Source organism: Cupriavidus sp. GW823-FHT07B10 (genome assembly GCF_058794355.1).
Window position 1 is genome coordinate 17,093 of record NZ_JBXAGS010000019.1, and the last position, 18,102, is coordinate 35,194.

Genomic DNA, 18,102 nt, shown 5'->3' on the forward strand with positions numbered 1-18,102 from the left:
ACGTCGGAACGGTCGACGACGGGAGGACGGCATCACTGCCTCGTCAGCGAACAACGAACATCTACCTGCGCCGCTTTGACGGTGACGATGAGCTGGTGAAGAGGTACAGGCATGAGCGATCTTATTCCGGCCCCGTGCCGACTATGGCAGCATGCACGGCGACTCGTCGCCCTGCTGCAAGACGCCCGTCGTGCCGCTGCGCGAAGCATCAACGTGCTGATGACTGCCACCTATTGGGAAATCGACCGCCGCATCGTGGAGTTTGAGCAGGGCGGGCAGGAACGCGCTGCTACCAGCGACGCGGGAGCGGTTCTTGCATGTTGGAGGGAAAGTCAATGTCAGACGTAAGGCCAAAGGCCGCCCGCAAAGCCTCGCCTTCCTGGAGCGATGTCAAAGCCAAGCTGGTCGACTTCGACCGTGCTGGCTTAGTCGGGCTGGTACAGGCCCTGTACGTGGCGAGTAAGGACAACCAGGCCTTCTTGCACGCCCGCTTTACGCTGGGCCAGGATGTGCTCAAGCCATACAAGGTGACCATCGACCGCTGGCTGTGGCCGGATGCATTCGAAAACCAGGACACCTCGGTAGCCAAGGCGAAGAAGGCGATCTCGGAGTACAAGAAGGCCATTGGCCAGCCGCAAGGGTTAGCCGAACTGATGGTGTTCTATTGCGAACGCGCGTCCGGCTTCAGTGCTGATATTGGCCACCAGGACGATGGCTATTTTGCCGCCTTGATGCGGATGTTCGAGCAGTCGCTGCAAATGATCGCTACCCTGCCCGATCCACAGCGGCCGGCACTCTGGGCACGCCTTGCGCAAGTGCGCCGCACCAGCGACAGTTTCGGCTACGGGGTGGGCGATGACATGGATGCATTGCTGGCCGAGTATGGAGTCGATGACTGATCGTAATGCGTTCGCCGCGCTGCAAGCCGAGAACGCCCGCCTGGTCGCGCTACTGGAAGCGCATGGCATCGTATGGCGCTTGCCACCGAAGGAGGCCGCGCCTGGCGTTCTGGGGGCTGAACAACCGCACTTGTCCACGGACGACAAGGTGGCGCTGTTCCGCCGGTTGTTTCGCGGGCGCACAGATGTCTATCCGATCCGTTGGGAGAGCAAATCCACAGGCAAGTCCGGCTACGCGCCGGCTTGCGCCAACGAATGGCGCGCCGGCGTCTGCGAGAAACCGCGCATCAAGTGCGGCGACTGCGGCAACCGATTTCCTACGAGGCGGGCGCGATCGAGGAGCTGAACTTGAACCAGTCCGTTGTGACCATCCTGGAGGGGACGAAGCCGGCCTTCGAGAACCGTCGCCGCAAGTACGTTTGAGACCAGGAGCGATAGAAGGCCACACCAAATCTTGCGATACACCGGCGACTCGGCGGATCGGCGAGCGGAGGTCAGCTTCTTGCGAATGCGGTTGTTCGCCCATCGGACCTCACCGGCCGCACTCCAGCCTGGATCGGATATCCCGCGGAAAGAGCGCTATGACCGCTCCTGGCCGGCTTCTGCCGTTGTCCTGCATCGGTTAGGCCATGGCGCGTTGGATCGCTCTGCCGCAGGGGGAGGGGAATATCAGGGACTGTGGCAGCCACAAGGTACCAGCGCGTGGCGAAGTTCATGTAAGAATCGGCGTTGAATGATCAGACCCCAGCCTCAGTGAGTCCTGCGTATGTTCCACGTAATTGCCCCGACAGCCGCCCTGGCTCCGTATGTCAACGGATACTGGTTCGTGCAGGACCTCGAGGGCGTCTACGAAGGAAAGCCGATCGTCACCTGTCCATACCCGGGCGCCGTCCTTTCGGTCAACTTCGGCCGCCCCAATGAGATGGAGGGCGGCATCACCGTGCCCGGGGTTTCCCTGCTGGGCTTGCAAACGGCCAGCCGACGCTGGCGTTCGTGGTCGGATACGTATTTCGTCATGGCGATGCTGAGCTGCACCGGGCTCGCACGGCTGTTTCCCGGCATCGGCTCCCACTGCAGGGATCAGTTGCTGGACCTGGCGGCCTACATGGGTGACAGGGCGACCCGCGCCCTCAGCGTCGACCTCAGCGCGGCCTGGACGCCGCGCCGGATTGCGACGCAACTGGACGCCTGGCTGCTTCGGCGCATGCGTGACATCCGACCGGTGGCGGAACTGCCGGCCTTCGCTGCGGCACACGCAAGCTTGAGCCAGGGCAGGCAGGTGCAGGAAGTCGCAAGCCTGGCCAGCATCAGCCGCCGTCAACTGAACCGCTGGTTCGAGTGGCACCTGGGCCTCAGCCCCAAGCGGCTGATGGACCTGGAACGCCTGCAATCCAGCATTCGGGCCGTGCAAAGCGGCGAGGGCGATGCGGTTTCCGGCTACAGCGACCAGGCCCACCAGATCCGAAGCTGGCGCCGGCGCCTTGCCTGCACGCCTGGCAGCTACGCGCGTAGCGGACCATCCGCACTGGCCGCGCATTTCTGCCGGTTGCCGGCAGATGGGCCGGCTTTCTACCTCTGACGAGGCGTCCGGCCAGCGTCCCAAACGTTCAATACGCCGTGTCGCCGCTCATGCATCCTTGCCGAACGAAAAGGAGATGCGCATGGATGCCGGAGTCTTTCCCCTGGAACGAAAGTTCGTCGAGTGTTGACGGCGGTCTAAAAGCGACGGTAAATGGCGGCGCCGGGTTGGTAAAGGCGTCAACAGCAAGGGGCCGCTTCCTGCCCCTTGCTGTTCAGGTTGGCTAATCCTGATCAGAAGGGATCGTCGATTTCGTCGGGGGGATGGTGGTCCTCCGGGGGCGAACGCTGCTCACGCAGCAGGTCGTCCAGCGCGAGCTGGTAGTGCGCGCAGATCCGCTCGCGCAGATCGTCGATGAGTTCGACGACGGCGAGCGCCTGTTCCGGGGACCAGTTGTCTGGTATCAGGAAGTCGAGCCCATGGGTGATGCCCGAAGGCAGGTGCAGATGGCGCGTCATGATGGCTTTCTCTCCGCCCTGGCCGCGCTGCGTTTCTTTGCTCGCTGATCGGCCCGCTCACGCGCTTCCTTGACGCGGTACGACTCGCCCTCGATCGCGATGACTTCGGCACGATGCACTAGCCGGTCGACCAGCGAGACGACGCAGGCAGCGTTCGGGAACACCTCCGACCACTCGGCGAAGGGCCGGTTCGTCGTGACCACCGTACTGGTGGCACCATACCGGCGACTGACGAGTTCGAACAGCAGATCGGCATGCCGGTTCGAGTACGACAGGTAGCCGACCTCGTCGATGACCAGCACATCCGGCGAGGCGTAGCGGTGCAGGCGCCGACGCAAGGCCGAATCGCTGTCGAGGGCAGCCAGCTCGCCGAGCATCTGGCCGGCGGTGGTGAACAGCGCCGTGTACCCGTGCACGAGCGCCTGATAGGCCAGATTCAGCGCCAGCGTGGATTTGCCGACGCCGTTCGGGCCGATCAGCACGACGTTGGCCGAGTCCTTGACGAACTCCAGCGATATCAATTCCTCGACGGCTGCCCGGTCGCAGCGCGTCGGCCAGGTCCAGTCGAAGTCGCACAAAGGCTTGAAGTTGCCCAGGCGAGCATCCCGGATGCGTCGCTCCAGTGAGCGGCGCGAGCGCTCCTCTTCTTCCCATTGCAGCAGCGGCGCCACCCAGCCGGCGTCGGCGACCTCCGGCCAGTGCGCCAGCAGCCCATGCAGGCGCAAGGCGTTTGCACGGCTTTGCAGGTTCTCAGGCGTGGTCATTGGCATCTCCCATGATCTGATCGTAGATGTCGAGCCGGTGGGGTGTTACCGGCTTGTCCTTGTGCCGGACGTGGTCGGGCAGTTGGATGTCCACCGGAGGGGGCGCCTGGCGCGCCTCGCGCCGACGTTCCAGCGCCAGGCGCACCGGGTTCTGGTGAGGCGCGGCATCGCTGGCGAGGGTTTCCTCGATCGCCGCTTGCAGTTCCGCGGCGCCATAACGGTCGAGCAGCCGCAGCAGATGGGTGGTGATATTGCCCAGATTGCCGCCCCGTTCCGCCGCGCGCAGCATCAGCGCCTGGCTGGCCGGCACCGCCCGTGCCAGATGGTCAAGTCCGCGATGGTGGCGGGCTTCGCGTTTTCGCTCGACCAGGGCATTGATGTGCGCGGCAATTTCGATCTGCGCGCCGCGATCGTAACTGCGCTCATGGGTGGCGAGCAGCTCCGTGCCATCGAGAATGCGTACCTGCCGGGGACTGGCCCGCACCGTGAGCGTGCGTCGCACGTGGGTATGCGGGATCGTGTAGTCATTCAGATCGAAGCGCACGTACGGTGTCTTGCTGACCTTGACAGCCAGTTGCAGTTCGCACGGATAGGGATTCTCCGGCAAGGCGAGCAGGCTGGGTTGCTCGCGGGCGAAGGCCTCGCGTACGCTGATCGTCGGTTCTTCCCGGCAGGGGCGATCGGCCGCAAGTCCCGCGCACCAGTGGGCGGCCTGGGCATTGAGCTCGTCGAGATCGGTCACGGTGCGTGCGGCGAAGAAGTTATCGCGCACGTAGCGGATGGCACGCTCGACGCGCCCCTTCTCGTTGCCCCGGGCGATGGCGACCGGCCGGGGCTCGTAGCGATGATGCGCAGCGAACGCGAGCAGCGTCGGATGGAATCGGATTGCATCGCCCTGGCGTTCCAGGACGGCGCTCTTCAGGTTGTCGTAGAGCAGGACCTTGGGCAAGCCGGACCAGGCTTCGAAGGCGCCCGCATGGCCAGCCAGGAAGCTGTCCATGCGGGCATCGAGGAAGAAGCGCAGATAGATCTGCCGCGACCACGACAGCACCATCACGAAGGCCATCAGCGGCCGGCGAGCACGGCCGCTGATGGCCGAAGTGACCCCAGTCGACCTGTCCTTGTTCGCCGGGCAGCGTGCGCAGGCGCAGATAGGCTTCTGGCACTGGCCGCGGCCGATGCAGTGAGATCAGGTGCCGGAAGTGGTGAGCATTGCCCCGATAGCCGCGCTCGGTGACCATCGCATACAGACGGCTGGCCGTGAGCGATGGGAACTTCTTCAGCGTCTCATGGATAAATGGCAGGTAGGTATCGATCTGCGAGGGCCGCAGCACGGCGCCAATCCTGGGCAGGCCGGCCTGGGCCAGCACCCGCTGAACGGTGCCGCGGTGCACATGCAACTGACGCGCGATGGTGCCGGCGCGCCATTTCTCGACATGGTAGTAGCGCAGGATCTGCGCTTCGAGTTCGGCTCCAATGGTCATGGGTCGCATCCTGTCGTAGGGATTTCAAGGAAGACCCGACGGCGCAATGGCCCGAGGCGTACGAAGCCCGAACAGACGCAGTGGCAGAAGTGGCAATGTTCAGGAACCGGTGCGGCGGTAGCGGATGTCGCTGCTGTAGCCGGCGTCGTCGAAGTCAGCGGCAGTAGAGCATTGGCGGCTGGCACCACGGAACCGTGATGCGTCACTTTTTTCTGGCGGATGCGATAGCGGCGCATCCGTTCGGCGTGCGCAAAGCGGCCTTGACGGCTGCGCTGGTAGCGCCGGCCAGCCTCGCGCTGGCTGGCGTGGCGTGACATCTGCGAGCAGTCGCCGTCGCAATAGATTTGGCCCCGGTCGCAACGGCGGCAAACGATGACCTGCGCCCGGCAGCGAGCGCACACAAAGAGGCGGCCCGTGGCCAGCATCGGCAATCCCCGTCAATGCCGAAACGGCATCGACGGGGATGGTTGGCCATGCCATACTGGCGTGGCACCCGTGCCCCCGTGCCCCCGTGCGCGCGTGGGGCTCGACATCGGAGTGAACCTGGCAGTTTGGGCCGGTGTCGGGCCTGTTTCTTCGGCGGTAAGCTGTTCTTCTACCGCATCCCGACTTCTGCGTCATCCCTTCACGAAGCGAGCCATACCGGGAGCGTCTGCACTCGCCCTCCGGGCTCCTTCCGACGCTCCCGGTACCGCCCCTCAATGCCGTCGGCAACAAGCACTAATCAGCTCGACAGAACGCGAATCGTTTTGCCTTTCTGACCGACGCCACCGTTTAATGGCGGATTTGGACCGCCGTTCACATCGAGTACACGGATGGCGAAACCGTGTTTGAAGGCTATGTGACCAGGCCTGCAAGCGTGACAACGCTTGCGCCCTGTGTTGTACTCGCACACGAATGGAGCGGCCTAAACGAGGCAATGCGGCGGTGTGCCGACCGGCTGGCGTCACTGGGATACGTCTGTTTTGCGATGGATGTGTATGGCAAAGGCGTCCGCGGCGACCAACTCGGAGACAACGCATGCCTCATGAACCCGCTGCTGCGCGATCGCGCCTTGCTGCGCCAACGGCTACTGGCAGGGCTTGACGCTGCCAAGGCCTTGTCCGGCGTAGACGCGGGCCGCATGGCAGTCGTCGGGTACTGCTTCGGCGGCCTGTGCGCGCTGGACCTGGCGCGTGCAGTGCCGCCAAATCTGCTGGCTGCCGTCAGCGTGCACGGGGTCCTGCAGGCGCCGCGCATCGGCGAGCAGGCGCCGGTCACCGCCAGCATCTTGCTGCTGCATGGCTGGGAAGACCCGGTCGCACCCCCGAATGATGTCCTGGGCATCGCCAGGGAACTGACCGAGGCTGGCGCCGACTGGCAACTGCATGCCTATGGCCATGCCCGCCATGCGTTCACGTTCGAAGGCGCGAACTTTCCAGAGCGTGGCATCGTTTATGACGCTGCCGCGGACCGCCGTTCCTGGGCCGCCATGCGGGCGTTCCTGGCTGAGCGGCTGGCATAGCCCGTGAACACCTGTCAGCACTCGAACGTGAAGAGGCTGTGGTTTCGAATTTACGCGAGAGCGTGGCCGCTGCCGCTGGGTTTTCGGGACAAGCCTTTCACAGAGGATGAAAGATGAATCGACTTATTGTCATTTCCGGGTGTTCGGGCGGTGGCAAATCCACGCTGCTGACGGAGCTTGGACGACGTGGCTACCCGGTGGTGGAAGAGCCCGGTCGTCGCATCGTGGCGGAACAGATGCGCAGCAGGGGAGGAGCACTGCCTTGGATCGATATGACGGCGTTCCTGCATCGTGTGATTGCACTGGCGAGGAGCGACTTGAAGGCCGCAAGCCAATCCAATGAATGGATTTTCCTGGACCGGGGGTTAGTCGATGCGATGGCGGCGCTTCAGCATGTCACAGGTGAACCGCTGTTGAAGGCGCTTGCAGGCGAGGCACAGCACTATCACCAGCTCGCCTTTCTGGTACCGCCCTGGCCGGAGATCTACGTCCAGGACTCGGAGCGACGGCATGATCTGGCCGACGCCACGGCGGAGTACTTGCGGCTTCTTGAAGCTTATCCGGCGCTTGGCTACGATGTCTGCATCGTACCGAAGGCCACCGTGGTTGAACGGGCCGACTTTGTCCTGGGCACGCTGCGTGCACGCATGCGGACGTTGTTTGCATAGACCGGGCCGTGTGGCTCCGCGGGTATCATCCAAGGCTGCTGCTCAATACCATGGATCGGCCTGGGATGTCACGCTATGGCTGAACTTGGCCCGCTGATGGGGGGCGCCAACCAAAAGCAGATTCACAGCCCACGGGAGGCTGAGGGGCGCTGACTGTTAAGGATTGTTGGATGTCTGCCCTCGTCTGCCGGACCGTGAGAGGCGGTGGCGCGTGTGGGCAGGCGTCGAACAATCCTCGAGGGAGGAAGCCGCGGACTGGTGCGATGAGGCGTGCTGACCTATGGCGAATGATGCGTTTGCTCGATCAGCAGAGCCAGGAGATGCGGGAGCAAGCGTGGCGTGAAGCAGGCGTAGGCACGGCGCGAGGTTGCGGCAGCTCAGAGCCATTAGGACGCTGCAAGCGTTCAACGAGGCGGCCGGGGGCAGCGAGCACGACTGTCCGCTTGCGGCTCCGGTCTCCGAAGAGCCGACGGTTGACTTGGATACGAGAGATGTGTGGTGTCATGCAAGGACTCGCTGTTGTGGCGGTCCGCGGATGCAGGCACTGCGCGGGATGACCTCAATGATGAGCATCGGTGCACCACAGTGTCGGCAGAGGAAGGGCGTGGGTGCAGCGAGATCGGTGTCGTCAGGTGGAACGGCCACCATAGGTACGACATTCAACAGTTCGCGCGCTCTGGCCAGGTTCGCGCGGCGCACCGGATTGGCAAGCAGGCCGTAGTGCCGAATGCGGTGGAAGCCGCCAGGCAGCACGTGCAACAGGAAGCGCCGCATGAACTCACCGACATCCAGCGTCATGGTCTTGTAGCGGGTGCGCCCCTTGGCCCGGTAGTCCTTCCAGCGGAAGGTCACGCCACGCTCATCCAGGGCGAGCAGGCGCTGATTGGAGATGGCCACACGGTGGGTGTAGCGTGACAGATAAGCCAGCACCGCCTCTGGCCCGGCGAATGGTCGCTTGGCATAGACCACCCATTCCGAGGTGCGTAGCGGCGCGATCCACTGCGCGAAGGCGGCCGGATTGGTGAGCGCGCCGTAGTCACCGAAGAACTGCAACCGACCCTGCTCGTGCGCGGCCTGCAGGGCCTCGAGGAAGCGCCGCCGGAACAGGCGGGAGAGCACGCGGACCGGCAGGAAGAAGCCGGGGCGACACGCTACCCACCGTTTGCCATCGAGTGACAGGCCGCCGCCGGGAACGATGCCATGCACGTGCGGATGATGCGTGAGTGCCGAGCCCCAGGTGTGCAGCACCAGGGTGGCGCCAATCTGCGCGCCGAGGTGCTTCGGGTCGGCGGCGATGGTCCGCAGGGTGTCAGCGGCGACATCGAACAACAGACCATAGATCACCGACTTGTTGTACCACGCGATGGCGCTGATGGGCGCAGGCAGCGTGAACACGACGTGGTAGTACTCCACGGGGAGCAGATCCTCGCTGCGCGCTTCGAGCCAGCGATGCGCAGCGCTGGCTTGACACTTGGGGCAATGCCGATTGCGGCAGGAGTTATAGGACACCTCAAGCTTGGCGCAGCCGGAACAGCGCAGCACATGCCCTCCCAGTGCCCCGGTGCGGCACTGTTCGATGGCCGACATGACCTGCAACTGGCCCAGGCTCAGGTGTGCAGTTTGTCGCCAGGCCCGCCCATGGAGGCGGAAGATATCGGCGACCTCGAGCACGACAGGCTCGATGGCGCTGCCTAGGTGGAGCGGAGGTTCTCCAGCGGGCTGACGACCTCGCGCAGCAGATCAGCGGCGACCTGAGCATAAAGCGCCGTCGTCTCCAGCTTTTTATGCCCGAGCAGTACCTGAATGACGGTAAGCGAGTCGCCAGCACCGTCTGTACCGTTCAGTAGAGTGGCGCCAAAGTAGTTCCCATCAAATAGTGATGGGAACTACTTTGTCACAGTCACGGGAAGTACCAATTGCCGGCAGTCGCAAAGGCCGGCCGAACCACAGCGAGGAATTCAAGCGGCGGTTGGCAGCCGCTGCGTGTGAGCCGGGGGTCTCGGTATCGAAGTTGGCGCGCGAGCACGGCATCAACGCGAACATGCTGTTCACCTGGCGCCGACGCTATCGAACGGAGCAGCGCCAGGAAGCTGCGGTGTTGTTGCCGGTGACCGTTGAACACCCAAGCTCGCCACCCGGTCCGATGCCAATGAGTCCGGCCGCTGCGTTTTGCGAGCCGACGCCGCCGCACGGCACCATTGAGATCCGTTTGGGCCGAGCGGTGATTCGCATTGAAGGGGCAGTAGACGCGACCACGTTGCGTACGGTACTGGACCGATTGACGCCATGATCGGGTTGCCGGCGGGAACACGCATCTGGATCGCTGCAGGCGTGACCGATATGCGCTGTGGATTCAACGGGCTCGCCGCGAAGGTGGAGGCGACTCTGCAGGAGAGCCCGTTCTCCGGCCATGTCTTCGTCTTCCGCGGCAGGCGCGGCAACGTCATCAAGGTGTTGTGGTCAACGGGCGATGGGCTTTGCTTGCTCTCGAAGCGCCTGGAGCGTGGACGTTTCGTCTGGCCGCAGGCCGACAGCGGCAAGATCCACCTGACGCAAGCGCAGTTGTCGATGCTGCTGGAGGGGATTAACTGGAAGCAGCCCGAGCGCACCTGGCCGCCACTGTCGGTGTTGTAAACCTTGCGGCATATGCGTAAACTGCCGCGCATGCCAATCGACCCCAGCGACCTTCCCGACGATATTGAGGCCCTGAAGGCCTTGGTGTTGGCACAGCGGGAGTCGATCGCACTCATGGAACGGGCCTTGGCGGTCCGCTCCATGGAGATCGAGCAGCTAAATCTGCAGATCTCAAAGCTGAGGCGGATGCAGTTTGGCCAGAAGTCCGAGAAGCTTGATCGACAGATTGAACGGCTCGAGACCCGACTGGAAGATCTGCTCGCCGAGGAGGGTGCGGCCGAAACCGAAACCGATCCGCAGGCAACCCCTCCTGTCCGGAAGAAAGCGGTACGCAAGCCGTTGCCGGAGCACTTGGAGCGGGAGGAGCGCATTCTCGAGCCAGAGACCGAAGCCTGTCCAGAGTGCGGCGGTAAACTCAAGCCGCTGGGTGAGGACATCTCGGAGCAACTCGATATCATCAGCAGTTCATTCAGGGTGATTCGGCAGGTGCGGCGCAAGAAGGCCTGCGCCTGTTGTGATTGCATCGTCCAGGCTGAGGCGCCAAGCCGGCCGATTGAGCGCGGCATTGCCACGGCGGGGCTGCACGCTCACATACTGGTTGCCAAATACGCTGATCATCAACCGCTGTACCGCCAAGCCGCGATCTATGCCCGGCAGGGCGTGGAGCTGGACCGCACGACCATGGCTCGCGGTGTCGGCGCTTGTGGTGCGCTGGTACGCCCCCTGGTCGAGGCTTTGCACCGATACGTGATGATGCCCGGCAAGGTGCACGCGGACGACACGCCGCTGCCGGTACTTGCGCCAGGTAAGGGGCAGACCAAGACGGGAAGACTATGGGCCTACGTGCGGGACGATCGTGCATCGGGTTCGGATGCTGCGCCTGCGGTCTGGTTCGCCTACACACCAAATCGCCAGGGACAACATCCCCAAGCGCATCTGGCCGGCTTCCGCGGCATCCTGCAGGCAGACGCGTATGCGGGCTTCAACGCTGTTTTTACCGATGGCAGTGTGCGCGAAGCAGCTTGTATGGCCCACGCGCGCCGTAAGGTGCACGATCTGCATGTCCGCAAGGCAACGCCGACCACCACGGAGGCGTTGCGCCGGATCGGCGAGCTCTACGCCATCGAAGCGGAAATCCGGGGTAAGCCACCTGCGGTGCGTCAACAGATGCGGCAGCAAAGATCCCGGCCCCTACTGGACAGCTTCGAAGTGTGGTTGCGAGAGCGGCTATTGGCGCTCTCGACGCAGTCGGAAACGACCAAGGCCATCAATTACATGCTGAACCAGTGGCAAGCACTAATCTACTACTGTGATGATGGCCTGGCAGAGATAGACAACAACATCGCGGAGAATGCGCTGCGCGGTGTCGCGTTGGGTCGGAAGAATTTTTTATTCGCCGGCGCCGACAGTGGCGGCGAGCGTGCGGCCGCCATGTACTCGCTCATCGGGTCCTGCAAACTCAACGGCATCGATCCCGAGGCCTATCTGCGTTACGTCTTGGCCCACATCGCCGATCATCCGGTCAACCGGATCGACGAACTCCTGCCGTGGAACGTCGCCGCTCAACTGGCGTTGCAAGCCTAAAGCAGACCATTCCTGTCTCGTCGTCAACCACGGTGCTGGCGATGCGCTTACGAATGACGCGGATATCGACCTTCTGTTCGAGCAGGTGGGTGGCGGTGTGAGCCATGCGCACGCCATTGCCATGAAGCAGTTTGCTCGCTGGCTGCTACCCACCAACGAGAGCGAGAGTGCCGTCGATGTGTCCAAAATCATGATGGTGCGGGCGCATTTCGACTTCGTGATCTCCGAGCGCACGGATGCATTCTGGGAAGAGTATCGGCAGGGCCGCGAAGTTGCGCTCAGGCGCTTCTGTGCGTATTTCGGCGAACGTGACCGCCGATTTCGGGAACGTGACCGATTTGGCGAGATAGGCGTTGCGCGGTGTCGATTGTAGGGTTTCGTATCAGTTCTGGTCGAGTTCGGGCTCCAGGATGTTGGGTTTTGGTGATGCTTTTCTGAGCGATTCGCCAGTGAGCGTGATCCGGTGATGGCGCTGCATGAGACGGTCGAGCATCGCATCGGCGATGGTTTCGTCGCCGATCCAGCTGTGCCAATGCTCAATCGGTAACTGGCTGGTGATGATGGTCGCCTTGCCCGCCGCTCGGTCATCGATCATCTCGAGCAGATCGTTGCGAACCATTGCATCGAGGGGAGCCATTCCCCAATCATCCAGTAGCAGGACGTCAACGCGGGCGACCTGCAGCAGCCATTTGGTGAAGCCGCCGTTGCCGTGGAGTACGCGCAGTTCCTCGCCAAGTCGTGGCACGCGCAGATACAAGGCGGAATGTCCGCGCCGGCAGGCATATTGCGCCAGGGCGCAGGCGAGCCATGATTTGCCCGCGCCGGTTGGGCCGCTGATGAGCAGGCTGTAGCCGGCTTCGACCCAGTCGCCAAGTGCCAGGCTCGTGAGCGAGCGCGGGTCCACGCCTCGACCGGAACGGGTATCGAGGTCCTCGATGGCGGCCTGCGGATACTTGAGACGCGCCTGCTTGAGCAGTCGGGTGCGGCGCCGGTCATCACGCCAGCTGGCTTCCCGGTCGACCAACAGGGACAGTCGCTCCTCGAAGCTCAGGCTGGCCGCGCCGGGCTGCGTCAACTGTTCTTCGAGGCCATCAGCGAAGCCGTCCAGCTTCAGGGTGCGCAGCTGCGTCAGGGTCTGGTGCATCATCATGGTGGGTTCTCTTTTATTGGTAGTAGCTGGGACCGCGTACATGCGCGTGGCTCGGGCTGATCCAGTCGGCAGGCGTTGCCGCCGCAGCGCGGTCGCGGTTGTTGATCAGGATGTCGCGCACGTGGCGGTAACGGTGCACGCCCAGTTCCAGCGCCAGCGCACACGCAGCTTCAAGGCGGTCGCGGCCAAAGCGCCGAGACAGCGAGAGCAATCCGAGGCACGCCCGATAGCCGTGTTCCGGATGGCGTTGCTCCTGCAGCAGTCGCGTGACGAGCGCGCCGGTTGCCGCGCCGATCTGCTGCCCCCAGTGAATCAGCCGCTGCGGCGTCCATTCGAGATGGGCGCGGTGCGCCGCCGGCATGTGCTCGACGACGGTGGTGTAGCCACCCACGCGGTCATTGCGGGCGTGGCTGGCAACGCGGCGGCCGCGATGCAACAGTTCGACAGCCCCCGCTGTGATGCGGGCATCGAGCTTGAGGCCGACCAGGGCGTGCGGCACGCTGTAACGGTGCTTGTTGATCTCGTCGTGATAGTCGATATGAACCGTCACCGACTTGAAGTGCGCCAGCTCATAGGGCTGTGCCGGCAGCGGTTGCAGGGCCGGCGCATCCAGTTCGGCGAACGCGCTGGCGCGGCATCCGGGCAACTTCTGGAACGGGCGCTCGTTCAGGTTCTTCAGCAGCGGCTGGATCGCGTCATTGACCAATTGAACTGACGCAAACTGATGATGACGCAGGCGCGCCATGATCCAGCGCTCAACCACCTGGACTGCAACTTCTACTTTTGGTTTGTCCTGTGGGCGATATACGCGAGCGGGCAGGAAGGACGTGCCGTAATGACGCGCGAAGTCCTACACGGTATCACTCGCGCGCGGCTCATAACGGTCGGGATCGGCAATCATTGCGCGCGGGTTGTCCGGCACGACCAGCTGCGGCACGCCGCCATAGAAGGTCAGCGCGCGTGCAATCCCGCCCAGCCAGTCCTCCATCGTTTCGGCCGGCGTCGCGCACGCGAATGTGTAGCTCGACGCGCCCATGGCGGCCACGAAGATGTGTGCGCGGCGTCCGGTCGTCAGCGGCAGCGTGGGGCCGGCGAAGTCAACGAACAGCTTCTCGCCGGCGCGGTGGATCTGACGCATCGAGCGCTTCAGGCGTTTGGTGAAAGCCTTGTAGTGCTCGCAGAACTGCGTATAGTGGTAGGTCTGCCGGTCCGCGAACTCGGCCTGGTACTCCTCCCACAGCAGGGTGAGCGTCATGCCCTTGCGGCGCAGTTCCTGATGGATCCGCCCGTAGTCGGGCTGGGCGTAGGCTGCTGGCCCCGTGGGCTTGCCGAGTAAGCGCCGCTCAAGCTCTCCCTCGTCCATGTCGCTGGCACTCGCCCAGTCGAGCCCCGCGGCCCCGGCCAGTCCGACGTACTTCGTGACCACGCCCTTGGAAATGCCCAGCGACGCGGCGATCCGATCGTGCGAGAAGCCGCCGTCGAATTTAAGTCTTAAAACGTCCTTGATCATGCGCATGTTCATCCGGTGCGCGGGCATGCTCTCTCCGGCAAAAGTCGGCGAGCATAGCCCGTGCGGTTGATGTCATGCGCAACGCCAACCCTGCCTTCCGGTCCGGTCGGTCACGTTCCCGAAATGCCCGGTCACGTTGCCGAAATCGCCGGTCACGATCCCGAAACGGCCGGTCACGTTCGTCCGAAATACGCACTTCTGCGAGCAGCAGGGCGGTAACGCCATCCGCAAGGTCCTTGTCCGACGCGAGCGTGCAAAATTCGAGAGCTTCGCCAAGGCCTGGATGGACACGCGGCCGTCATGGCTGGAGCTATGTGATGGGCCATTGTCCGATGATGCGCTGCGCAACTGGACGCGCGTCCAAAAGCGACTGGAGACTGCCGGTACTCTGCCATCGCTGAACTGACATCTGCCCGTCGTCGCCTTGATACTGTATATTTATACAGGTATGCTGTTCGAGGTGATGAAACTTCGTTTGGAGGGGCGCGTGCTGCACAGAGGTTGGTGGGGCGGGCAGCGCCTTTGGCGCGGCAATCTGGTTGTCCAGGACCGGCTGGACCCGGTGACCCATCGGACGATGCCGCAGGCCTTCATGCGGTACAGCCAGCATCAGGACGTGGATGTGCTCGGCGTGCTCTACGACGCACGGTTGGTTCACATGAATGGTGCATACATCACTTTGACCGGATTCGAACGCGAGCCGATCGTGCAGCGGGAATTCGTGCAGAGTTGGCTGCTGCGCCCGATTTCAGACGAGGAAGCGAACACGCCGATTCCGGCCGACGTCGTGCGCGGGCGCATGAAGCCGGTCGCCTGATGCTGTCACCATTCGTCACCGCTTTCATGCTCCCGGTACGACGCTTCGATCCAGTCGCGGATCGCCTGCTCGGCGGACGTGGCGCGATCCGCAAAGCCTTCGCCATGGGTGACGACCTCCTCGCCGCCGCGCCAGGCCCAACTGCCGCCTGATTGGACGAACCATCGCCACTTGACCTGGCCAGCATCGGCAGCCGGCGCAAGGAAGCAGAGATAGCCATCGACCTGGATGCAGAACGACCGGCCAGAATCAGCAATTTTCCATTCCTGCTTGTGTAGCCGCCAGTCGTTGGCGAGCCGCTCGAACGCCTGGCCGCCGTTGGGGAAGTAGTCGTGGACCTCGTGCTTTGGCCGGCTGTCCAGTCTCAGCACGCGCAGCATGTCCTCGAAGATCGCGGCATCGACGCTGCGAAACTCCGTCATGTCGAACGGGAAGCGCTGGCCGTTGTACAGGCCGAGCAGGAACGCGGCGACGATGCGGCACTGACCGCTGTGGCTGTGTGCAATGTCGAACAGGCGTTTGAGCGAATCGAGGCCGTCACTCTCGTCCTGGGCGCGGATCTCGGCGGCGCGCTGCGCATCGGTGTCGCGCCGCTTGAACGCGTCAAGGTGTTCCATGAAGGCTCCGAGCTCGCTCTCAGCGACCTCGGATGTGACCGTGACGTGGCCGGCTTTGGGTTTCATGCTGGATTTCTGCCTGTTACCAGATCGATTCACGAAAATGATACGCGCGTTTTGGCGCGCATTTCGATGCTTGGGCCGGTCGCCCCTTGACTTCACGAAGGCGCCGGTAGAGTGAAAGCATCCGATTTTCGACAATGCCCATGCTCTCCCGCCAATCGCGGCTTGCCCTGTTCCCCACGCCGCCGACCCATGCCCCTACGCCGACCGCCCCCGCACTGCTGCTGCTCGCCTGTTCCGGCACGAAGCTCGCCCGGCCGGCGCCGGCGATCGACCTCTACCGAGGCGTCATGTACGAATCCTACCGGGCTCACGTGCGGCGCGAGGCGAGCCCGAACGTCCTGATCCTGTCGGCACGTCACGGCTTCGTCAGTCCCCACCAGATGCTGGACCCGTATGACCAGCGCATGTCCGTAGCACGTGCCGACGAGATGCTGGCCGATCTGCCAGCGTTCGCGGCGTCGGCAGAGTGGCCGGCCCAGGTAGGCAAGGTGCTGCTGGCTGGCGGCAAGGAGTACCGCCGCGTCATGCGCGCCGCGCTCGCGCGCCAGTACAACGCCTCGCCGCTGACCGTCCATGAAACGATTGGTGGCATCGGCCTGCAACGGTCGCAACTCGGCGCGTTCCTCGATGGCATTGCGCCGGCGCTCGCCGGGCCGATGGGGCACCACCCCAACGGCAAGCCCCTCTTTCGGCGCTATGGCTGGCTCGAAGTTGGCGCCGTAACCCGCCTGCTCTATCGCGCCACCCCTTCCCTTCCTGCCGTCAAGGCCCGGGTGCTGGCCTTGTTTGACGGCCCCAGCGGCCCGACTGCCGACGTGGAGGTCGAGGAAACCATCCGCGGCCGCACCCGGATCACGCCGCGCTGGGTCGGCGTCGCGGATCTTCACCCATTGCCGGAGGCGGCATGAGCGAATACGACAAGGCGCTGCACCAGGAGGCCAAGGCGCTCAGCGTGAACCTCGACGGCACGTCCCAGGCATTGCTCGCCCTGACGCATGCCGGCTACAAGGCATGGGCCAAGGAAGGCAACCTGCACTTCCCCGAGGAAAAGCGCTACGCCCTGCTCCACGAGATCTTGCGCTACTGCGCCGAAGCGAATTTGCTTGAGTGCTATCCGACGCATCAGTGCCAGCTGAACGAGATTGCCGGGATGCTGGATGCACGGTACCCGCGCTATGCGTGCACGCGCGCCCGCTTGCAGGCACGCCGTAACCGCTACGGCAGGCCTCGCTTCTAGGCTGCCAACGATGGCCCCCATTCTTGCCAGCAGTTTCCGCCTCGTCGAGGCGGCATGGTGTTGGGGGACGCCAAATTCAGTATATTACTGACCGGATGCGAACCATGGACACCTTGCTCTGGCACACCAATCCGTCCGCCGCCTATGGTGACTGGCAGGAACGCGAGGCCGCCGGCGCGGACCGCCGCCCGTTCTCTGCCCGCTCGATTGTCCAGCACCGGGCGATGTTCGAGCACTTCCGCCGCCATCTGCTGGAGCGCGGCGCGACGCTGGCCAGCTTCGGCCCCGAGCACATCGCCGCGCTGTGGCACACGCCAGCTGGTGCCCGCCACGGCGTTGCCACGCGGATGCGCTACCTGAAGCTGCTGGACCGGCTGTGCCGGCACCTGGTCGCCATCGGGTTGCGCCAGTCCAATCCGGCCGCGCCCCTGGTGCGTGAGGCCCATTGGCCGGAGGGCGAGCCGACCCCGATCTTCCTGCCGGAAGCCGCCGACATGCGCCTGCAGGACTGGGCGCAGCCCGTGCCCGGCGATGACCTCGCCCTGCTGCGTAGCCGGGCCATCGTGGCGCTGTTTCTCGGGACCGGCATCACCGTCGCTGAAGGGCGGGCCGCCGTGGTGGGCGACCTGCACCCGGAGGCCGCACCGCCGTATCTGCGCGTGCCGGCGCATGGGGCGCGCGACACCCGCACCGTCCACCTGGCGCCGTTCGCTGTTCCCGTTGTCGCGGTATGGCAGGAGCGCCGCCCCACGCTGCCCATCGCCGGCGACCTGATTTTTTCCTTGCAGACCAACGGCCAGCCGATGACGGTGAAAACGCTGGGCGTGATCGTGCGGGCGGCACTGGAAGCCATCAATTTCACCGCCGCCGACATGAGCCCGCGGATACTGCGCAACACGTTCTGCCGCCGCCAACTGCTGGCTGGCCACCCACGCGACGACGTCAGCGCGATGCTCGGCCTGGCCAGTCCCCGCACCTGCGATCGCATCGCTGCCACGATTACGGACGACGCGCCGTGGCAGGACGGCGCCGGCGCGTAGCTGGCGAGGCAATTCCCTCTTGCGGGCATGGCCGCATTTGCTATGCTTCGCCGGTGCGCTGTGCGCTGATACCAGCCTGCAGGCCGCCACG

20 protein-coding genes and 2 pseudogenes are annotated in these 18,102 nt (G+C 64.0%); 14 read left to right on the forward strand and 8 right to left on the reverse strand.

Annotation, left to right across the window (positions count from 1 at the left end; translation table 11 throughout):
* Positions 1 to 335: 335 nt before the first annotated feature.
* From AC1Q6V_RS28205 to AC1Q6V_RS28215, 3 genes are all read left to right on the forward strand, one after another.
* Positions 336 to 899, forward strand: a complete 564-nt coding sequence (locus AC1Q6V_RS28205; RefSeq protein WP_492344587.1) for a hypothetical protein — start codon at positions 336 to 338, stop codon at positions 897 to 899.
* Positions 892 to 1,245, forward strand: coding sequence for a TOTE conflict system archaeo-eukaryotic primase domain-containing protein (locus tag AC1Q6V_RS28210; RefSeq protein WP_492344586.1), 354 nt, complete (start codon positions 892 to 894; stop codon positions 1,243 to 1,245). The genes AC1Q6V_RS28205 and AC1Q6V_RS28210 overlap by 8 nt, the downstream gene beginning before the upstream one ends.
* A gap of 480 nt (positions 1,246 to 1,725) precedes the next feature.
* Entirely contained in the window at positions 1,726 to 2,478 is a 753-nt protein-coding gene (locus AC1Q6V_RS28215; RefSeq protein ID WP_492344585.1) for an AraC family transcriptional regulator, read from the forward strand.
* A 233-nt stretch (positions 2,479 to 2,711) separates the two neighbouring features.
* Here the strand turns inward: AC1Q6V_RS28215 and AC1Q6V_RS28220 are convergent, their stop codons facing one another.
* From AC1Q6V_RS28220 to AC1Q6V_RS28230, 3 genes are read right to left on the reverse strand one after another with little or no spacing between them, the layout of a single operon-like run.
* Positions 2,712 to 2,936: a hypothetical protein gene (locus tag AC1Q6V_RS28220; RefSeq protein ID WP_492344584.1), complete on the reverse strand. Its 225-nt coding sequence runs from the start codon at positions 2,934 to 2,936 to the stop codon at positions 2,712 to 2,714.
* Positions 2,933 to 3,700 carry an IS21-like element helper ATPase IstB gene (gene istB, locus AC1Q6V_RS28225; RefSeq protein ID WP_492344583.1) on the reverse strand — a complete coding sequence of 256 codons (768 nt, stop codon included), beginning with the start codon at positions 3,698 to 3,700 and terminating at the stop codon, positions 2,933 to 2,935. The genes AC1Q6V_RS28220 and istB (AC1Q6V_RS28225) overlap by 4 nt, the downstream gene beginning before the upstream one ends.
* Entirely contained in the window at positions 3,687 to 4,766 is a 1,080-nt protein-coding gene (locus AC1Q6V_RS28230; protein ID WP_492344582.1) for a Mu transposase domain-containing protein, read from the reverse strand. The genes istB (AC1Q6V_RS28225) and AC1Q6V_RS28230 overlap by 14 nt, the downstream gene beginning before the upstream one ends.
* Before the next feature lie 223 nt (positions 4,767 to 4,989).
* Between AC1Q6V_RS28230 and AC1Q6V_RS28235 the strand changes: the two genes are divergently transcribed.
* The 3 genes from AC1Q6V_RS28235 (at position 4,990) to AC1Q6V_RS28245 (ending at position 7,356) form a co-directional block, all read left to right on the forward strand.
* Entirely contained in the window at positions 4,990 to 5,382 is a 393-nt protein-coding gene (locus AC1Q6V_RS28235; RefSeq protein ID WP_492344581.1) for a hypothetical protein, read from the forward strand.
* 643 nt (positions 5,383 to 6,025) lie between these two features.
* Complete coding sequence (locus AC1Q6V_RS28240; protein ID WP_492363704.1) at positions 6,026 to 6,688, forward strand: dienelactone hydrolase family protein; 663 nt, start codon at positions 6,026 to 6,028, stop codon at positions 6,686 to 6,688.
* 113 nt (positions 6,689 to 6,801) lie between these two features.
* Complete coding sequence (locus tag AC1Q6V_RS28245; RefSeq protein ID WP_151069297.1) at positions 6,802 to 7,356, forward strand: AAA family ATPase; 555 nt, start codon at positions 6,802 to 6,804, stop codon at positions 7,354 to 7,356.
* A gap of 501 nt (positions 7,357 to 7,857) precedes the next feature.
* On the opposite strand, the gene AC1Q6V_RS28250 is transcribed toward AC1Q6V_RS28245, so the two are convergent.
* Positions 7,858 to 9,039 (reverse strand): IS91 family transposase, encoded by a 1,182-nt coding sequence (locus AC1Q6V_RS28250; RefSeq protein ID WP_492344607.1) that lies wholly within the window; start codon positions 9,037 to 9,039, stop codon positions 7,858 to 7,860.
* Between the two features lie 8 nt (positions 9,040 to 9,047).
* Positions 9,048 to 9,170: pseudogene (locus tag AC1Q6V_RS28255) on the reverse strand (integrase); the annotation flags it as partial.
* A 65-nt stretch (positions 9,171 to 9,235) separates the two neighbouring features.
* On the opposite strand from AC1Q6V_RS28255, the gene tnpA reads away from it, so the two are divergent.
* The 4 genes from tnpA to AC1Q6V_RS28275 all read left to right on the forward strand — a co-directional run bounded on the left by tnpA (position 9,236) and on the right by AC1Q6V_RS28275 (position 11,947).
* On the forward strand, positions 9,236 to 9,646 hold the full coding sequence (gene tnpA, locus AC1Q6V_RS28260; protein WP_492344579.1) for an IS66-like element accessory protein TnpA: 411 nt from the start codon (positions 9,236 to 9,238) through the stop codon (positions 9,644 to 9,646).
* A complete protein-coding gene (tnpB, locus tag AC1Q6V_RS28265; RefSeq protein WP_011154074.1) occupies positions 9,643 to 9,990 on the forward strand; it encodes an IS66 family insertion sequence element accessory protein TnpB in 348 nt (115 codons plus the stop codon). The genes tnpA and tnpB overlap by 4 nt, the downstream gene beginning before the upstream one ends.
* A 30-nt stretch (positions 9,991 to 10,020) precedes the next feature.
* Positions 10,021 to 11,574 carry an IS66-like element IS883 family transposase gene (locus tag AC1Q6V_RS28270; protein ID WP_492344578.1) on the forward strand — a complete coding sequence of 518 codons (1,554 nt, stop codon included), beginning with the start codon at positions 10,021 to 10,023 and terminating at the stop codon, positions 11,572 to 11,574.
* Between the two features lie 97 nt (positions 11,575 to 11,671).
* Positions 11,672 to 11,947 carry a hypothetical protein gene (locus tag AC1Q6V_RS28275; protein ID WP_492344577.1) on the forward strand — a complete coding sequence of 92 codons (276 nt, stop codon included), beginning with the start codon at positions 11,672 to 11,674 and terminating at the stop codon, positions 11,945 to 11,947.
* A 9-nt stretch (positions 11,948 to 11,956) separates the two neighbouring features.
* Here the strand turns inward: AC1Q6V_RS28275 and istB (AC1Q6V_RS28280) are convergent, their stop codons facing one another.
* Both istB (AC1Q6V_RS28280) and istA read right to left on the reverse strand, forming a co-directional pair.
* The gene (gene istB, locus AC1Q6V_RS28280) at positions 11,957 to 12,724 is read right to left on the reverse strand and encodes an IS21-like element helper ATPase IstB (RefSeq protein WP_133098529.1); all 768 of its coding nucleotides are present in this window, start codon (positions 12,722 to 12,724) and stop codon (positions 11,957 to 11,959) included.
* A 13-nt stretch (positions 12,725 to 12,737) separates the two neighbouring features.
* A pseudogene (istA, locus tag AC1Q6V_RS28285) lies at positions 12,738 to 14,261 on the reverse strand (IS21 family transposase).
* Between the two features lie 421 nt (positions 14,262 to 14,682).
* Here istA and AC1Q6V_RS28290 point away from each other — a divergent pair.
* Entirely contained in the window at positions 14,683 to 15,051 is a 369-nt protein-coding gene (locus AC1Q6V_RS28290) for a hypothetical protein (protein ID WP_492344576.1), read from the forward strand.
* A gap of 5 nt (positions 15,052 to 15,056) precedes the next feature.
* Here the strand turns inward: AC1Q6V_RS28290 and AC1Q6V_RS28295 are convergent, their stop codons facing one another.
* Positions 15,057 to 15,734 (reverse strand): DUF7673 family protein, encoded by a 678-nt coding sequence (locus AC1Q6V_RS28295; RefSeq protein ID WP_492344575.1) that lies wholly within the window; start codon positions 15,732 to 15,734, stop codon positions 15,057 to 15,059.
* A gap of 140 nt (positions 15,735 to 15,874) precedes the next feature.
* Here AC1Q6V_RS28295 and AC1Q6V_RS28300 point away from each other — a divergent pair, with 140 nt between their 5' ends.
* The 3 genes from AC1Q6V_RS28300 to AC1Q6V_RS28310 all read left to right on the forward strand — a co-directional run bounded on the left by AC1Q6V_RS28300 (position 15,875) and on the right by AC1Q6V_RS28310 (position 18,011).
* Positions 15,875 to 16,642 carry a DUF6884 domain-containing protein gene (locus AC1Q6V_RS28300; RefSeq protein WP_492344574.1) on the forward strand — a complete coding sequence of 256 codons (768 nt, stop codon included), beginning with the start codon at positions 15,875 to 15,877 and terminating at the stop codon, positions 16,640 to 16,642.
* Positions 16,639 to 16,971, forward strand: coding sequence for a hypothetical protein (locus tag AC1Q6V_RS28305; protein ID WP_492344573.1), 333 nt, complete (start codon positions 16,639 to 16,641; stop codon positions 16,969 to 16,971). Before AC1Q6V_RS28300 ends, AC1Q6V_RS28305 begins: the two co-directional genes overlap by 4 nt.
* Before the next feature lie 104 nt (positions 16,972 to 17,075).
* Positions 17,076 to 18,011: a tyrosine-type recombinase/integrase gene (locus AC1Q6V_RS28310; RefSeq protein ID WP_492344572.1), complete on the forward strand. Its 936-nt coding sequence runs from the start codon at positions 17,076 to 17,078 to the stop codon at positions 18,009 to 18,011.
* Positions 18,012 to 18,102: the final 91 nt, after the last annotated feature.

What these genes read in the sequence shown, in the direction of transcription:
- AC1Q6V_RS28205 (WP_492344587.1), top strand. Translation starts at nt 336, where the DNA reads ATGTCAGACGTAAGGCCAAAGGCCGCCCGCAAAGCCTCGCCTTCCTGG.
- AC1Q6V_RS28210 (WP_492344586.1), top strand. Translation starts at nt 892, where the DNA reads ATGACTGATCGTAATGCGTTCGCCGCGCTGCAAGCCGAGAACGCCCGC.
- AC1Q6V_RS28220 (WP_492344584.1), bottom strand. Translation starts at nt 2,936, where the DNA reads ATGACGCGCCATCTGCACCTGCCTTCGGGCATCACCCATGGGCTCGAC.
- istB (WP_492344583.1), bottom strand. Translation starts at nt 3,700, where the DNA reads ATGACCACGCCTGAGAACCTGCAAAGCCGTGCAAACGCCTTGCGCCTG.
- AC1Q6V_RS28230 (WP_492344582.1), bottom strand. Translation starts at nt 4,766, where the DNA reads ATGGCCTTCGTGATGGTGCTGTCGTGGTCGCGGCAGATCTATCTGCGC.
- AC1Q6V_RS28235 (WP_492344581.1), top strand. Translation starts at nt 4,990, where the DNA reads ATGGATAAATGGCAGGTAGGTATCGATCTGCGAGGGCCGCAGCACGGC.
- AC1Q6V_RS28245 (WP_151069297.1), top strand. Translation starts at nt 6,802, where the DNA reads ATGAATCGACTTATTGTCATTTCCGGGTGTTCGGGCGGTGGCAAATCC.
- tnpA (WP_492344579.1), top strand. Translation starts at nt 9,236, where the DNA reads ATGGGAACTACTTTGTCACAGTCACGGGAAGTACCAATTGCCGGCAGT.
- tnpB (WP_011154074.1), top strand. Translation starts at nt 9,643, where the DNA reads ATGATCGGGTTGCCGGCGGGAACACGCATCTGGATCGCTGCAGGCGTG.
- AC1Q6V_RS28270 (WP_492344578.1), top strand. Translation starts at nt 10,021, where the DNA reads ATGCCAATCGACCCCAGCGACCTTCCCGACGATATTGAGGCCCTGAAG.
- istB (WP_133098529.1), bottom strand. Translation starts at nt 12,724, where the DNA reads ATGATGATGCACCAGACCCTGACGCAGCTGCGCACCCTGAAGCTGGAC.
- AC1Q6V_RS28290 (WP_492344576.1), top strand. Translation starts at nt 14,683, where the DNA reads ATGCTGTTCGAGGTGATGAAACTTCGTTTGGAGGGGCGCGTGCTGCAC.
- AC1Q6V_RS28295 (WP_492344575.1), bottom strand. Translation starts at nt 15,734, where the DNA reads ATGAAACCCAAAGCCGGCCACGTCACGGTCACATCCGAGGTCGCTGAG.
- AC1Q6V_RS28300 (WP_492344574.1), top strand. Translation starts at nt 15,875, where the DNA reads ATGCTCTCCCGCCAATCGCGGCTTGCCCTGTTCCCCACGCCGCCGACC.
- AC1Q6V_RS28305 (WP_492344573.1), top strand. Translation starts at nt 16,639, where the DNA reads ATGAGCGAATACGACAAGGCGCTGCACCAGGAGGCCAAGGCGCTCAGC.
- AC1Q6V_RS28310 (WP_492344572.1), top strand. Translation starts at nt 17,076, where the DNA reads ATGGACACCTTGCTCTGGCACACCAATCCGTCCGCCGCCTATGGTGAC.